Genomic DNA, 15,305 nt, shown 5'->3' with positions numbered 1-15,305 from the left:
CTGTGGTCTGGGGAAATGGCATTAACGGCTCATGGTGTCGGCCTGATAAGCGCAGCGCCATCAGGCACGCCCGGTGCAGATTGCCGGATGGCGGCGTTGCCTTATCCGGCCCACCTAATAATCAACTATTTCAATTAGATGCACCTTCCTGCCATAAAACCTCCTTCTTACCCATCCTCTACGCTAGAGCTAATCCTAAGATCGTGATCTTGCTAACAAAATGTGTGATGTGTGTCACTAATTTAAATATAACAATTGTATAACATTTTGGTTACTAAAATATCTGCCTGCGTGACGTGTACGCCCGGTAAGGCAGGAGAGCGCTATTGGCAGGAGTTAACGAATGGCTGTAACCAGTGTGACCTCAGAAAGGACGCTAACCGACAGCGATACTCGCCGTCGCGTTATGGCAATTGTCGGAGCTTCATCAGGAAATCTTGTTGAATGGTTCGATTTTTATGTCTACTCGTTCTGTTCTTTGTATTTTGCCCATATCTTTTTCCCGTCCGGAAATACCACCACTCAATTGCTCCAGACCGCTGGCGTGTTTGCTGCAGGGTTCCTGATGCGTCCGATTGGCGGCTGGCTATTTGGCCGCATTGCCGATCGCCGAGGCCGTAAAGTTTCAATGCTGATTTCTGTCTGCATGATGTGCTTTGGTTCACTGGTGATTGCTTGCTTACCGGGTTACAGCGTGATCGGCACTTGGGCCCCGGCGCTGCTGCTTCTGGCTCGCCTATTTCAGGGGCTGTCCGTTGGTGGAGAGTATGGCACCAGCGCAACCTATATGAGTGAAGTCGCCGTGGAAGGGCGCAAGGGATTCTATGCCTCGTTTCAGTACGTGACTTTGATTGGCGGGCAGCTACTGGCGGTTCTAGTGGTGGTCATATTGCAAAATATTCTGAGCAGTGAAGACCTACACGCCTGGGGATGGAGAATACCGTTTGCCATGGGAGCGGCATTAGCCGTTGTCGCTTTATGGCTACGTCGCCGGCTGGATGAAACTTCGCAAAAAGAAACGCGTACGTTGAAAGAGGCCGGATCGCTTAAGGGGCTGTGGCGTAATCGTAAGGCATTTGTGATGGTACTTGGTTTTACCGCCGCGGGTTCGCTGAGTTTCTACACTTTCACTACCTACATGCAAAAGTATCTGGTCAATACGGCGGGAATGAGCGCCAACCTTGCCAGCATTATTATGACAGCCGCGCTGTTTGTTTACATGTTGGTACAGCCGTTCTTTGGCATGCTGTCAGATAAACTTGGACGCCGTACTTCCATGCTCTGCTTTGGCGCATTGGCCACGCTGTTCACCGTACCCATTCTCTCCGCGCTGCAAAACGTCAGCTCGCCATATATCGCATTTGCATTGGTTATGTGTGCACTGCTGATCACCAGTTTCTACACCTCTATTAGCGGGATCCTCAAAGCCGAAATGTTTCCGGCGCAGGTGCGTGCGTTAGGCGTTGGACTGTCCTATGCGGTTGCCAATGCTCTGTTCGGCGGCTCGGCTGAATATGTGGCGCTGTCGCTCAAATCATCCGGCATTGAGACTGCCTTTTTCTGGTACGTCACGGTGATGGCGGCGTTGGCATTTTTGGTATCGCTGAAACTACACCGTAAAGGAAAAGGGTTGCGCCTGTAGAACTAATGATGAGCCAACTGCCAAAGCGTATATCCGGTGGTGGCGCCCGCAACATCCCAGGCAAAATCTTTCCAGCTCCAGCCGCTCCCCGCCGGGCGGCTGTCCCACAGCTCTTTTGACGCACCAAGGCTTACTGAAAACATAAAACCAATTGCCGCGCTACGATCTCGGCTAATGCCCTGATGCTGCGCATACTCATTGCCCGCCGCGGCAAGCATTGCGGATGCAATAAAATGCTGGGCTTTATCTTGCCCTGTCCAAGCATCATTCGCCATATGGCTACAGCCACTGAGCGTGAGCATGCAGAATAGAACGGCAATTCGGGGCATAGGGACTCCTGAAAAAAAGCCCCGTCGAGACGGGGCTATACTTTAAAGGATACGGCTGATGAGCCTATCGATACGAATACGACGCAGACGGCGGATAAGTTTTCGCACCTTAACCGGGTATTCAGCGATGCTCTGCAATTCACGGTAGTGGTTCACGACCGTGGTATGTTTGCGAATTAGCTCCAGCTCTTTCTGACGCATCGACGCCAGTTGCTTTTTCGGATCGTGGATCAATACCGCATTTTCAAGATCCAGTCGCCAAGCGCGCGGGTTGAGATTGTTACCCGTCAGCAGCATCCACTCGTTATCAACCCACATGCCTTTTAAGTGGTAGCTGTTATCACCGTCTTTCCACAGGCGCACAATCAGTTGATCGGTATTGATATAATACTGCAGGCGGCTCAAGAAGCGGCGCAGGTTGATTTCATACAGATAAGGCAGCGCACCGATAATCTTAAACGGTTCATTCTCAGGAATGTAAAAATCATTCGCGGTTTTATCACCAACAATAATTTCCACCTTCTTACCTTCTCGCAGCAGTCGAATGATGCTACGAACCAGCAGCGCGGGAAGGTTGAAGTATGGCGTGCAGATAGTGAGTTTTTCCTCAGTGCACGGCATGAGATGGAAAATGGTTTTGTTGAGATCGCTGGATTTACCCAGACCGACCAGCGGTGTGACGCTCAGTTCATCATCGCTGGCGTTGCCGTCAAAGTGGTAGCTGGTATCACGCAGTTCTTGGCGATACTGGCGAATATCGTTCTTAATCTCTGGGCTTTTTGGGCGCTCGCTATTATCCAAACGATTTACGCCGCGTCCTTCAACCAGATTTTGCGACACCCAATTAAACATGATGTCGGACATTTGCGGGTTACGGATGCACTGATAGCGATCGTAACGATACTTGTCGTGCTGATGCAGATAAACATCGTTGATGCTAGCACCGCTGTAGAGCACGCAGTCATCGATGATAAAGCCTTTAAAATGCAATACGCCTAGCGCTTCACGGGTATTGATAGGCACGCCATAAACCGGAACATCAACGCCCGGATTTTCTTTGGCGGTACGACAATACCAGTCTGCATTTGTGTTTGAGGCAGCAGCACCAATACGCCCACGCTGTGCGCGGTGCCAGTCAACCAGTACCCGAACATCAAGTTCTGGGCGTTGACGCTTGGCATCATACAGTGCTTGCAGAATCGCTTTACCGGCATCGTCTTGTTCGAGATACAAGGCGACGATACAAATCCGGCGTGTAGCACTGGCAATCTTTGCGAGCAGAGCAACACGAAAATCTGCTGGAGTATAGAAAAACTCAACATCATCAACAGACTGTGAAAGCTTGGGTAGTTGGGCAAGGTGTTGTTGATGTTTATTACGCTTAAATTTTGACAACATCACAGTGCGTTTCTTCTCTGATTTAGTGAAGGGTCTTCTGTACCAGGCAGACGACGTAAGCGGTCAATGATACCACCTCTTTTGGGGAAGGGTAGCATTTCCAGCAACTTAGTCATCGGTTAGGCGTAATGATAGACCGACAATGCCATCTTCCAGCTGAATATCAACTTCGAAGCCAAGTTTCCTCGCGAGCGCTATCATTCCGCGATTGTTTGGCATGGTAATCCCGTTCAGCCGAGCTAAGCCGTGAGCACGAGTATAGGCAATAAGCTTCTCCAGCAGGCGTCCACCAAGGCCGAGGCCTTTTAGATCTGAACGCACCAGCACGGCGAATTCCGCATCGATATTGTCGGGGTCGGAGATCGCACGTGTAACGCCAAGGATCTCCGTGCCCTCAGTAGAATCGTAAACGGCAACAAACGCCATTTCCCGATCGTAGTCGATCTGCGTCATATTGGCTAAATCATCGTGGGTAAATTCGTTGATTTCACTGAAATAGCGATAGTAGAGATCCTCCTTGGTGACTCGGGCAATAAACTGCTGCAGCAAAGGTTCATCTTCGGGGAGGATGGGGCGAAAAAGACAGCGGTCGCCGTTTTTCATCGTCACCCACTCTTCAAGGTGCTGCGGATAGGGGCGTATCGCAAGCCTGCTCTCACTCGCTCCCCCGAACGGGGCGATATCGAGGTTGACATCCAGCGCTGTAAATTCGTTGCCGGAAGCGAGAAGGGGATGAATATCAAGACGCTGGATCTCCGGACAGTCCACAATCAGGTTAGATACCTGAACTAAAAGCTGGCTGAGTCCGGCAATATCCAAAGGGCGTAACGCGCTGCGTCCACGGATCTTCTTGCTCTTAATGGCTTGGATGACCAGATAACGCGCCAGCGTCATATTGAGTGGAGGCAAAGCCACCGCGGCCTGATCTTCGGCGCGCCATTCCACCCCGCCTTCCCCCAGCATAATCAGCGGGCCAAACACCGGATCGTGTTCCACGACGACGCGCAGTTCCTGAGCACCGGCACGGTTAGCCATACTTTGCACCAGCAGACCGTGAATTCGCGCCTGTGGCCAAGCCATTTTTACACGATCGAGAATAGCATCCGCTGCCTGCTGGACTTCGGCGGCGGTACGCAGGTAGAGCATCACGCCCTGTACTTCTGATTTATGAGGAATATCGGGCGAGCGCAGCTTCAACGCCACCGGGTAACCAATTTGTTCGGCGATATGCACCGCCTCAGCGCTGTCAGAAGCAATCCAAGTTGGCAGGGTATTCAGGCCATAGGCGTTTAAAATTGGACGGACTTCGTGCGTATCCAGCGCGCTAATCCCATTATCAATGGCCTGTTGTAATAGTTCATGGGCCTGAGCGGTATTGGCGGTCAGACTATGCGGTAGTGCAGGCGTTTCACGCAGCTGCTTTTGATTTCGTCGGTACTCCACCATGTGCATAAAGGCGGTGATTGTCCCTTCAGGCGTCCGGTAGGTGGGAATTCCGGCATCGCTGAACATACGGCGGGCTTCAATCGAGGAATACTCGCCGCACCAGTTGGTCAGGACGCTGACAAATTTTCCCCGTGGATGCTGCTTTATCAGTTCAATTAGCGCTGCGGCGCTTTCGCTTCCCGTGGCGGTCGCGCTGGGTGCGTGAATGATCATGAGCGCATCTAAATCCGAGCTGTTGAGCAAGATATTCACCGCCGATGCGTAATGCTCAATACTAGCATCATCACGCAAATCTAACGGGTTGCCGGCTTTTACGGTGTCCGGCAGCTGTGCCTGGAGCTGATGGCAGGTTTCTTCGTTTAGCGTCGCCAGCTTGCCGTTGCGTGCCCAATGCTCATCCAACGCCAGCGCAGCAGGTGCCGCGCCGTTGCTGACAATCATCAACCGCTCGCCGCGTAATGGACGCATATGGCTTAGGGTTTCAACGGCGGAAAACAGTTCATGGGTATCCTGAACGCGCAGTAACCCGGCACGCTGGATAGCCGCATCCCAAGCCGGGTCCATGCCCGAATTGACGTGCAGTAGGCGTTGAGCGGCCGGACTTCGACCACTCTTAATCACCAGAATCGGTTTGTTGCGTGAGGCGCTACGCGCAGCGGAGACAAAGCGGCGGGCGTCACTCAGATGCTCCAGATAGAGCAAAATTGCGCTGGTCTTGCTGTCTCGAGCCAGATAATCGAGTAAATCATCGACGTCAATATCGAGACTATCGCCCAACGCGATAAAGTAGGAAAACCCCATTTCACGCTGTTGTGCCCAGTCAAGAATGGTATTTGAGACGGCAGCAGACTGGGAAATAAACGCCAGTTTACCTCTGCGGATGGGAACCGGCGAAAAGCTGGCGTTCAACCCCTGCCACGGTGCCAGCAGGCCTAGACTATTTGGTCCCAACAGGCGCATTTGATAGCGTGCGGCACACGCTTTAAGCGCGCTGAACTGATCGGGGGTGGAAGAGAGGATAATGCAAGTTTTACAGCCTTTTTCCCCCAAAGACTCCAGTAATTCCAGATTGCGGCGGGCATGGGTGCACAATACCGCAAGATCAGGAGAGAAGGGCAGGCTGTCGATAGTTGGCCAAGCCAGTACGCCAAGCACCGCTTTCCAAGTCGGAGTGACGGGTAAAACCGGGCCGGTAAAACCGCCGGCTAGCAGGTTTTTCATCATTAAAAAACCGGCACGCTGAGGCTTCATCGAGGCGCCAATAACCGCAATAGACTTTGGCCTCAGAAGTGCTTCCAGCCCACGTTGACTCATACCGGTCTTCCTTACGCGATGATGATCGTAAGAGTTTAACCGTTTTCCACGCTGGCGGTTGTGATGTTGCCCTGATGATGAGATTTTCCTGCAAGATAGTTTTCACGAAAACGAGTGAAATGCTGGCTAAGTGCAGAAGCGGCTCCAGTGTCATTGGCAAGATCCAACAGGGCAATCGCCACCTCAGCCGTGCAGTACTGCCCTTCGGCATGCACTTCACGCAGGCTGTAGGCCGATACGCGTGAAAGATCGACTGAAATCAGCGGCAGGCCGTCCAGCCAAGGGCTTTTACGGAACATTTTTCGTGCTTCCGGCCAGGTTCCATCTAACATAATAAACAGCGGCGGCTTACCTGACGGCGGCGCGCTCAGCACCTGGCGCTCAGGCCCGGCGTAAGAAGAGGGGAACACCACCATTGGCTGATAATCTGGATTTTTCACCAACTCCAGCAGCGCCAGCGGCGGTTCGGTACGCGACCACTGAAAAGCTTCGGTTTGCGGCAAAATATCGGCAATTAGACGACCGGTATTGCTTGGCTTCATGGGCTCTGTGTCGAACATCACGAGACAAAACCGGCTTTGCGCAGGGTGTGGAGCAATGGTGTTGCACAGGCAATAGCCCGTCACCAGCAGACAGCGCTGGCAGCGACGAACCCGATTACCACGGGCAAGGAAAGGGCGAGTCGCGCGGGCTAAACGTTCGGCGCGCAACCGTAGAACGGCATTTTCAATCATGGGGCTTGGGAGTGACGTGGCAAAAACGCTATTGTCGCAGAGGAGAATACGGGGCACAAGATGCGCCCCGTGAAGACTACTGTTGTAAGGCTTCGTTCAACCAGCTTTCAAACGGTGCTTTAGGAACAGCGCCGTTAAGCATGTCGATGACCTCACCATTTTTGAAAATCATGATGGTCGGGATGCTGCGGATGCGAAAACGTGCGCTGAGTTCGCGCTCGGCTTCGGTGTTCACTTTTACAAAGCGAACTTTGCCGCTACGCTCTTCTGCGACATCCTCGAAAATCGGCGCAAAATTGCGGCAAGGGCCGCACCACGGCGCCCAGAAATCGACGACAACCGGGAGATCGTCCTTCAGCAGTTTATCCAGCGTGCTGTCCGTGGCGTTGATAACATCGCCATCAAACAATTCTTCACCACAGCGACCACACTTTGCCGCGTCGTTAAGACGCTCTTCAGGAATGCGATTAAGCGCCTGGCAGTGGGCACAAACGGTATTCATAACTCACCTCTGGGTCATCATGTTGCAGGACGGCAATGTTGCCGAATGTTTCTATAATGTTACACATTATCAACGAGACTGTATTAATCAACAATGCGTTTTATCCAATGGGTACAATAGTCGCGGTCTTTTTTATGAAGTAATGGCTAAGCGCTACCACATCAGGTAATCTGCGCGCTTCGCGCAGCGCAGGTGGAGAAAAACATGAGCGACGAACTGAAGAACAAAAACGGCAAGGTCAAAGTGATGTACGTCCGCAGTGACGATGACTCGGACAAACGCACCCAAAATCCTCGTACTGGTAAAGGCGGAGGCCGTCCTGGCGCATCCCGTGCTGGTACTTCCCGTGCCGAAGGCGGTCGTCGCCCTGCCCGTGATGAGAGAAAGGGTCCTAACAGCGATCGTGGTCGTGAACGAGGTCGTGACCGCGACGTAGAGCGCGATCGCGATCGTGGGGAAGGTTCTCCATGGCGTACTGTTTCCCGCGCGCCGGGCGACGACACCATTGTGAAACCGGATCACGGCGGCATCAGCGGTAAAAGCTTTATCGATCCAGAAGTGCTGCGTCGCCAGCGTGCGGAAGAGACTCGCGTGTACGGCGAAAATGCCTGCCAGGCGCTGTTCCAGAGCCGCCCGGATGCGATCGTTCGTGCTTGGTTCGTACAGAGCGTGACCCCTCGCTTTAAAGAAGCGCTGCGTTGGATGGCGGCAAACCGCAAAGCCTACCACGTGGTTGATGAAGAAGAGCTGGCGAAAGCGTCCGGTACTGAACATCACGGCGGCGTTTGCTTCCTGATCAAAAAACGTAACGGCACCTCTGTACAGCAGTGGGTTTCCCAAAGCGGTGAAGATGATTGCGTACTGGCGCTGGAAGATGCGGGTAACCCGCATAACCTCGGTGCGATGATCCGCAGCTGCGCGCATTTCGGTGTGAAAGGCGTGGTATTGCAAGACGCTGCGTTGCTGGAATCGGGTGCGGCCATTCGTACCGCCGAAGGTGGCGCTGAGCATGTTCAGCCAATCACCGGCGACAGCTTCATTGACGCGCTGGAGCAGTTCCGCAAAGCAGGCTATACCATCGTAACGACCAGCAGCAACGGCAATGGTATGCCGCTGTTTAAAGCCGAGCTGCCGAAGAAAATGGTGCTGGCTCTGGGTCAGGATCGCGACGGTGTTTCCGACGCTGCGGCAACCATTGCCGATATGAGCGTATCGATTGACGGTACTCGTGCGGTAGAAGGCCTAAACGTCTCTGTGGCGACGGGCGTGCTGCTGGGCGAATGGTGGCGTCAGCATAAAGCGTAATATCGTACGTTGAAAAAAAACCGGTAGAGGCAGCTCCACCGGTTTTTTTATATCTGCAAAATGGGAGGCTTGGTCAGCGTAGCGCTATCAATCACCCATTACTCTGGAAGCACCGGCATCCAATCAATCGGTGCGTCACCGCGCTGTGCCAGCCACTGGTTAGCCTGCACAAAATGGTTACTACCAAAGAAGCCGCGATGTGCCGACAGCGGCGATGGGTGCGGGGCCTTCAATACATGATGACGTTGGGTATCAATAATGGCGCCTTTCTTCTGCGCGTGCGCACCCCACAGCAAAAACACAACCCCTTCCCGATGTTCATTAATCAGCGCAATGACTTTATCGGTAAAGGTCTCCCAGCCTAAACTGGCATGCGAGTGGGCCTGTCCAGCGCGGACGGTTAACACCGTATTCAGCAGCAGCACGCCCTGACGGGCCCAGCTTTCGAGATAGCCGTGGTTAGGGCGTGTAAAGCCGGGGATTGTCCCTTCCAGCTCTTTATACATATTCAGCAATGACGGTGGCGTCGCGATGCCCGGTTGGACCGAGAATGCCAAGCCATGCGCTTGGTTGGGGCCGTGATAAGGATCTTGTCCCAGAATAACCACTTTGACATCGTTTAGCTCAGTAAAACGAAAAGCGTTAAAAACATCTTTTTGCGGCGGATAAATGGTTACGCCCGCCTGACGTTCGCTGGCGACAGTTGCCAGTGTATTCACAAAGTAGGGCTGCTGCTTTTCATCTGCCAGCACATCATGCCAGCTTAAAGGGGTTGTCATCTCGCTCTCCTGCGATTCTCTATTGTCATAGCTTAACTGCTTCTTTCCTCATCACAAAATCGGATGGCGGTATCGCTAACGAGCACCATAAAAAAAGTTGAATACTTACAATGATTTTTACGACTTCTAGGTGGCGTAACTTGATGCAAAACAAGTATTTTCCATCATGACCACTTTTATGGTGTGGTTTTTATTGATTTAAATCAAAGAATCAGGGTGGTGTGAGGGGTATATATACACTCAAGCAACAATGGTTTTACCAATTGGCCGCGAGACGGCCGGTTAAAAAACGAATATAAAGAGCCTTGGGAGGCATCAAATGATTACAGGTATCCAAATTACTAAAACGGCTAATAACGACCTGCTGAATTCATTCTGGCTGCTCGACAGCGAGAAAGGCGAAGCTCGTTGCCTGTGCGCAAAAGGTGGTTATGCAGAAGATGATGTTGTTGCACTGAGTGCGTTGGGCGACATCGAATACCGTGAAATCCCGGTTGAAGCGAAACCTGAAGTTCGCGTAGAAGGGGGGCAGCACCTGAACGTTAACGTTCTGCGTCGCGAAACGCTGATGGATGCCGTTGAGCACCCAGAAAAATATCCTCAGCTGACCATCCGTGTTTCCGGCTATGCGGTGCGCTTTAACTCTCTGACTCCAGAACAGCAGCGCGACGTTATTGCCCGTACTTTCACCGAAAGCCTGTAATTGATTCGGGCTGGAAAGTGACTGCGTCGGCATAAACCGACGGCATGATATCAATCCCCCGCAGGGTTCCTGCGGGGGATTTTTTATTTCGCCTGTTCGCGGCCTACCAAGATGGTGGTGAGCGTAAAGGACAGCACCAAAGCGATAGCGACGCCGGAAATGGCGAAGATAAAGTAGGGGCCGATATAGGCGGGCAGGCTGAAAATGCTCGATAAAATATAGCCGTACAGACGTACGCCAAAGAAGGCGATAAAGGCTGATGCCAACGAACTGGCGACGGTAGCGGCAATAAATGCTTTCTTATAACGTGTTAATACCCCAAATAATGCCGGCTCGGTAATACCCAACAACGCGGAGATAGCGGCGGAAAGGGTTACCGTACGGTTGTCTTTGTTCAAGCGCCAGATGGCAAAAGTGGCCCCGGCGATAGCCATGTTGGCCATAAACATCATCGGCATCAGCATGTCATAGCCGCGATCGCTGAAGTTTTGTAGCGCGATTGGCGTCATCGCATGGTGCATCCCGGTGAGAATGGCCACCGGACGAATTGCGCCAACCACCAGACCGGCGAAGCTTGCCGACACGCCAAATAATCCTTCGATAAACCACGCCAGCATTTTGCCAAGCCAAATACCAATAGGCCCGATGATCACCAGTGCCGCCAATGCGCCGATAAAGAGCGTTAGCGTTGGCGTAAACACCGTTTTCAGCACTTCCGGCATGACACGGTCCACCGCTTGGTGGATGTATTTCAAAGCCAGTATTGAGAAGATCACAGGGATTACGCTGGAGGCATAATTAAATACTGAAACGGGGATAGCGTTAAGTAGCCACAGTGCCGATACTGCGCCGTCCTGATGTGCGGCCAACGCTTTTGCGGCATCAATCAAGGTCGGATACATCAGACATGCGGCCACGGCTACGGCCAGATACTCATTGGTTTTGAAGATTTTTGCCGCCGACACTGCCAAGAAAAATGGCAGGAAGTAAAATACGCCGCTGGCGATAAGGTCGATAATCATCACCGTATCGCTTTTAGTCGATACTAGCTTGAGGGCGATTAGCCCCGCGAGCAGGCCTTTTATCATCCCGGCCCCGGCAATCGCGGGAACAATGGGGCCAAAGACGCCGGAAACGGTGTCCATAAAGAGGGACACGAGGCTTTTTCGCTCTTTGTTTTTCTCGTGAGTCTCCGCCTGACCGTGGGTACCCAGCGTATCCTGCAACTGCTCATACCAGCTGTTAACCTTCGGACCGATGATTATCTGAAACTGGTCGCTTTGCAATTGCGCGCCTAAGACGCCGGGCAGCTGTTTAATCTCATCCTGCGCAATTTTTTTATCGTCAATTAAATCAAAGCGAAGTCGAGTCATACAGTGCCAGACTTTATTGATATTTTCCGGTCCGCCCACCAGACGAATAATTCTGCTGATAGCTTCTTGCGTCCCCATAACGGCTCCTGCGATAAGTTCGTTGTTTTCTTTGTGTCGCTGAATGGTAAATAAGCTAAACCATAAAAACAAACCAATAAAATATGATTCTTATCACAATTTGCCATATGTTAGGGCTGTAATGATGTGTTTTGGCTAAATTGGTTCGTTTTATTAATATAAATTAAGCGGTTTTTAGACCAAAAAAATTAAATAATAAAAAGGTTTACCCGGCGATAAAAATAGGGCGAAGATAATGTCATTCTTATTTTATTTTCCACAGGGAGTTGTCTGTGAAACCTACGCTGATTACCGCGATTGAATGTTTTATCACTCGTCCAGACCGCCATAATCTGGTGACTGTGCGTGTCACAACGGACAAGGGCACCGTGGGGCTTGGCTGTGCCACGTTCCAGCAAAGGCCGCTGGCAGTAAAAACGCTGGTGGACGAATATCTGCAGCCGCTGCTGATTGGCCGTGATGCTAATAACATCGAAGACCTTTGGCAGATGATGAACGTTAATGCCTACTGGCGTAATGGCCCAGTAATGAACAATGCCATCGCCGGTGTGGATATGGCGTTGTGGGATATCAAAGCCCAACTTGCCGATATGCCGCTTTATCAATTACTGGGCGGGAAATCGCGCGATGCGATTGCGGCCTACACGCATGCCAGCGGTGAGACGCCGGATGAGCTGTTTGTTTCGGTTGATAAGCTACTGGAGCAGGGCTATCGCCATATTCGCTGTCAGTTAGGCTTCTACGGCGGCACGCCGCGTGACATGCAGACGCCGGAAAACCCGACGCCTGGCGCATGGTTTGATCAGGATGAATATGTGCGCAATACGGTCGAAATGTTCCGCCTACTGCGCGCACGTTACGGCCATCGTTTCCATATTTTGCACGACGTGCATGAGCGCCTGTTCCCGCAGCAGGCATTGCAGCTGGCGAAGCAACTGGAGCCTTATCAGCCGTGGTTTATTGAAGATATTTTATCACCGCAGCAAAGCCCGTGGCTCGCGCAAATCCGTCAGCAGAGCAGCATACCGCTGGCAATGGGTGAGCTCTTTAACAATCCGGCAGAATGGCATGAGCTCATTGTTAACCGGCAGATTGATTTTATTCGCTGCCATGTCTCGCAGATTGGCGGTATCACGCCTGCGTTGAAACTGGCGGTACTGTGTCAAGCTTTTGGCGTGCGTCTGGCATGGCATGGCCCAGGGGATATGACGCCGATAGGCGTGGCGGTGAACACGCACTTGAATATTCACCTGCATAACGCGGCTATTCAGGAATTTATCCCACGTTCAGCCACCACGGATGCTGTCTTCCCCGGCGCACCTGAAGTGCAAAATGGCTTTATCTATCCACCGACCGCATCGGGCATTGGTGTGGGCTTTGACGAAGCGCTTGCGTTGGCCCATCCGGTGGTTTATCGCCCGCACGAATGGACGCAAAGCCGCCTGCCGGACGGGGCAATTCACACGCCGTAAATTATTCTGGCGGTTGCTGGCGGAAGGCAAGGTTATCGCGGTTGTGCGGGATCACATAGGTACACGAGTAGTTGATATCGATGATATCGCTTATCTCATAGACCCGCCCACCGTCGAGGATGCCTCGGTTATTGATGTGCATCGCCGGCGCGCCTTTTTTACAGCCCAGCAGTACCGCCTGATCTCGGCTGACGCTTACCGCCCGGTAGCTGGTCAGAAGATGAGAAATGGGATATCCCTTCTCCAGCACGTATTGCTGTAACGAGCGTTCAATGGCTTCTTGGTTGAGGTCGGAGAACATGGCGGCGGGCATGCGGGATATTTCTATTTGCGTGGCCACGTCGTCGACAAACCGCAGTCGGCAGAACTGCCAGATAAAATCGTTCTCGGTGAGGCCAAAAATTTGCTGGTCTTCTCTGTCGGGCCGTTTTTTGTGCAGGCTTATCATGCGGTAACGCATCTGGTCGAAGCGTTTTTCAGTGATGGAGTTATAGACCAGCGGATTGCTGCGAGTCTGCTCGTTTATCCAGATCCCTGATCCCTGCACGATACGTACGACGCCGATGCTAGCCAGTTTTTCCAACGCTTGGCGAATAGTAAAGCGGGAGACGCCATATTCCTGCGCCAACTGGCGTTCCGGCGGCAGCTTGCGAGCGCCATCGCTGTGCTGCTGGTAAATCTTGCTGAGGAGATCTTGAGTCACAAACTCTTTTTTCTTCATGGCAGGCTGCTCTTATCCCTGAATACGAAAACGCCGGGAAGTTATCCCGGCGTTTGCTTTACTCTTCGGTGCTCTGCTCAGTCGCGCTGGTGCCGCTTGGCTTACGGCGCTTACCGACGTTCTTCGCATCACGGTGACGCTTTTTCACGCGTGGTTTTTCTTTGTCTTTCTCTTTTTGCTCGGCGCGTTTTGCCAGTACCTTCTTCGACGGCTTGCCGGTCATCTTCTCGCTTGGTGGACGAGTCACTGGACGCAGCGTGTCGATGACGCGGGCTTTCAGCGGCTCTTCAACGTAGCGACCGATTTTCATCAGCAGCACATAGTCGTGGGCTTCGACCAGAGATATCGCGGTGCCTTTGCGCCCGGCGCGACCAGTACGGCCGATGCGGTGCAGATAGGTGTCACCGCTACGTGGCATATCGAAGTTAATGACGTGGCTGACGTCAGGAATATCGATACCGCGCGCCGCAACATCAGTGGCAACCAGCACGTTAACACGGCCTTCGGTCAGACGTTTGATGCCTTCGGTACGTTTAACCTGCGCCATCTCACCTTCAAGATAACAGTTGTTAATACCGATCGAACGCAGCTTATCTGCCAGTTCATGCACACGCTCGCGTTTACGTACAAACACGATGGTACGGGTTGCGTCTTCTTGCTTCAGCAGGTGCTCAAGCAGCTTGAATTTATGGTCAAAGTCATCGGCGCGGTAGTACCACTGATGAATTTTCTTACGCTCGCGAGTTGACGGATCGGCCGACACTTCAACCGGGTCTTCCAGCAAACGCTCGGCGAAGTCTTTAATTGCATCGCCTTCCAGCGTTGCTGAGAACAGCAGCGTCTGTTTACGCCAGCGGGTTTCACCGGCGATATGCTCGATATCTTGGGCAAAGCCCAGATCCAGCATGCGGTCCGCTTCATCTAAGATCAGCGTCTCGACGGAACGGCAGTCGAAGTTTTCTTCTTTGATGTACTGCATCAAACGACCGGTCGTCGCGACGACGATATCCTGGTTTTCGCTGAACACTTCAGCGTGGTTCATATACGCCACACCACCGGTGATGGTCGCAATGTCCAGGTGAGTGTTTTTTGCCAGCTCGCGGGCATGATCGGCGACCTGCATCGCCAGTTCACGCGTTGGCGTGAGGATCAAAATACGCGGCGGGCCAGATTTTTTGCGCGGAAAATCGAGCAGGTGCTGCAACGCAGGCAGCAAATACGCCGCTGTTTTACCGGTGCCGGTTGGCGCAGAACCAAGAACGTCACGTCCTTCGAGCGCAGGCGGAATAGCGGCAGCCTGGATGGCAGTTGGGCGCGTAAAGCCTTTACTCTGGAGGGCTTCCAGCAGGCTTTCGTCAAGTTCAAGTTCGGAAAAAGTCGTTACAGTCATGATTACCTCTGTGTGAGGCGGTGATTATAGACGTTACGGCTTTAATCTTCATCTGTTTGTATGGCTATCTGTTCTCGGGTATTGTTCATAACCGAAATATTCTCTCGTTTCATCGGCAA

At 52.4% G+C, this 15,305-nt stretch carries 13 protein-coding genes; 4 read left to right on the top strand and 9 right to left on the bottom strand.

Annotated elements, in window-relative coordinates:
• Nucleotides 1-343 precede the first annotated feature (343 nt).
• Nucleotides 344-1,642 carry an MFS family transporter gene (locus AB4K05_RS24330; protein ID WP_368482245.1) on the top strand — a complete coding sequence of 433 codons (1,299 nt, stop codon included), beginning with the start codon at nucleotides 344-346 and terminating at the stop codon, nucleotides 1,640-1,642.
• Between the two features lie 2 nt (nucleotides 1,643-1,644).
• Here AB4K05_RS24330 and AB4K05_RS24325 read toward each other — a convergent pair whose 3' ends face one another.
• The 5 genes from AB4K05_RS24325 to trxC all read right to left on the bottom strand — a co-directional run bounded on the left by AB4K05_RS24325 (nucleotide 1,645) and on the right by trxC (nucleotide 7,365).
• Nucleotides 1,645-1,971 (bottom strand): YfiM family lipoprotein, encoded by a 327-nt coding sequence (locus AB4K05_RS24325; RefSeq protein ID WP_368482244.1) that lies wholly within the window; start codon nucleotides 1,969-1,971, stop codon nucleotides 1,645-1,647.
• A 42-nt stretch (nucleotides 1,972-2,013) separates the two neighbouring features.
• Entirely contained in the window at nucleotides 2,014-3,369 is a 1,356-nt protein-coding gene (pssA, locus tag AB4K05_RS24320; protein ID WP_368482247.1) for a CDP-diacylglycerol--serine O-phosphatidyltransferase, read from the bottom strand.
• A 108-nt stretch (nucleotides 3,370-3,477) separates the two neighbouring features.
• Nucleotides 3,478-6,129 carry a protein lysine acetyltransferase gene (gene pat / locus AB4K05_RS24315; RefSeq protein ID WP_368482243.1) on the bottom strand — a complete coding sequence of 884 codons (2,652 nt, stop codon included), beginning with the start codon at nucleotides 6,127-6,129 and terminating at the stop codon, nucleotides 3,478-3,480.
• Nucleotides 6,130-6,164: 35 nt separating this feature from the next.
• Nucleotides 6,165-6,863, bottom strand: a complete 699-nt coding sequence (locus tag AB4K05_RS24310; protein WP_368482246.1) for a tRNA-uridine aminocarboxypropyltransferase — start codon at nucleotides 6,861-6,863, stop codon at nucleotides 6,165-6,167.
• Between the two features lie 76 nt (nucleotides 6,864-6,939).
• Nucleotides 6,940-7,365, bottom strand: coding sequence for a thioredoxin TrxC (gene trxC, locus AB4K05_RS24305; protein WP_368482242.1), 426 nt, complete (start codon nucleotides 7,363-7,365; stop codon nucleotides 6,940-6,942).
• Nucleotides 7,366-7,569: 204 nt separating this feature from the next.
• Between trxC and AB4K05_RS24300 the strand changes: the two genes are divergently transcribed.
• On the top strand, nucleotides 7,570-8,670 hold the full coding sequence (locus AB4K05_RS24300) for a tRNA/rRNA methyltransferase (protein ID WP_368482241.1): 1,101 nt from the start codon (nucleotides 7,570-7,572) through the stop codon (nucleotides 8,668-8,670).
• 98 nt (nucleotides 8,671-8,768) lie between these two features.
• Here the strand turns inward: AB4K05_RS24300 and ung are convergent, their stop codons facing one another.
• A complete protein-coding gene (gene ung / locus AB4K05_RS24295; RefSeq protein ID WP_368482240.1) occupies nucleotides 8,769-9,449 on the bottom strand; it encodes a uracil-DNA glycosylase in 681 nt (226 codons plus the stop codon).
• A gap of 319 nt (nucleotides 9,450-9,768) precedes the next feature.
• On the opposite strand from ung, the gene grcA reads away from it, so the two are divergent.
• Complete coding sequence (gene grcA, locus AB4K05_RS24290) at nucleotides 9,769-10,152, top strand: autonomous glycyl radical cofactor GrcA (protein WP_368482239.1); 384 nt, start codon at nucleotides 9,769-9,771, stop codon at nucleotides 10,150-10,152.
• 83 nt (nucleotides 10,153-10,235) lie between these two features.
• Here grcA and AB4K05_RS24285 read toward each other — a convergent pair whose 3' ends face one another.
• Nucleotides 10,236-11,603 (bottom strand): PTS transporter subunit EIIC, encoded by a 1,368-nt coding sequence (locus tag AB4K05_RS24285; protein WP_368482238.1) that lies wholly within the window; start codon nucleotides 11,601-11,603, stop codon nucleotides 10,236-10,238.
• Nucleotides 11,604-11,875: 272 nt separating this feature from the next.
• Between AB4K05_RS24285 and AB4K05_RS24280 the strand changes: the two genes are divergently transcribed.
• On the top strand, nucleotides 11,876-13,075 hold the full coding sequence (locus AB4K05_RS24280) for an enolase C-terminal domain-like protein (protein WP_368482237.1): 1,200 nt from the start codon (nucleotides 11,876-11,878) through the stop codon (nucleotides 13,073-13,075).
• Nucleotide 13,076: 1 nt separating this feature from the next.
• Here AB4K05_RS24280 and AB4K05_RS24275 read toward each other — a convergent pair whose 3' ends face one another.
• Both AB4K05_RS24275 and srmB read right to left on the bottom strand, forming a co-directional pair.
• Nucleotides 13,077-13,796, bottom strand: coding sequence for a GntR family transcriptional regulator (locus AB4K05_RS24275; protein WP_368482236.1), 720 nt, complete (start codon nucleotides 13,794-13,796; stop codon nucleotides 13,077-13,079).
• 58 nt (nucleotides 13,797-13,854) lie between these two features.
• Nucleotides 13,855-15,186, bottom strand: a complete 1,332-nt coding sequence (gene srmB, locus AB4K05_RS24270; RefSeq protein WP_368482235.1) for an ATP-dependent RNA helicase SrmB — start codon at nucleotides 15,184-15,186, stop codon at nucleotides 13,855-13,857.
• Nucleotides 15,187-15,305 lie beyond the last annotated feature (119 nt).

Origin of the sequence: Kluyvera sp. STS39-E (assembly GCF_040932435.1) — a bacterium.
Classification (GTDB): Bacteria; Pseudomonadota; Gammaproteobacteria; order Enterobacterales; family Enterobacteriaceae; genus Kluyvera.
The sequence above is the reverse complement of the archived record's forward strand: the minus strand, read 5'-3'. Positions and strand labels throughout refer to the sequence as shown.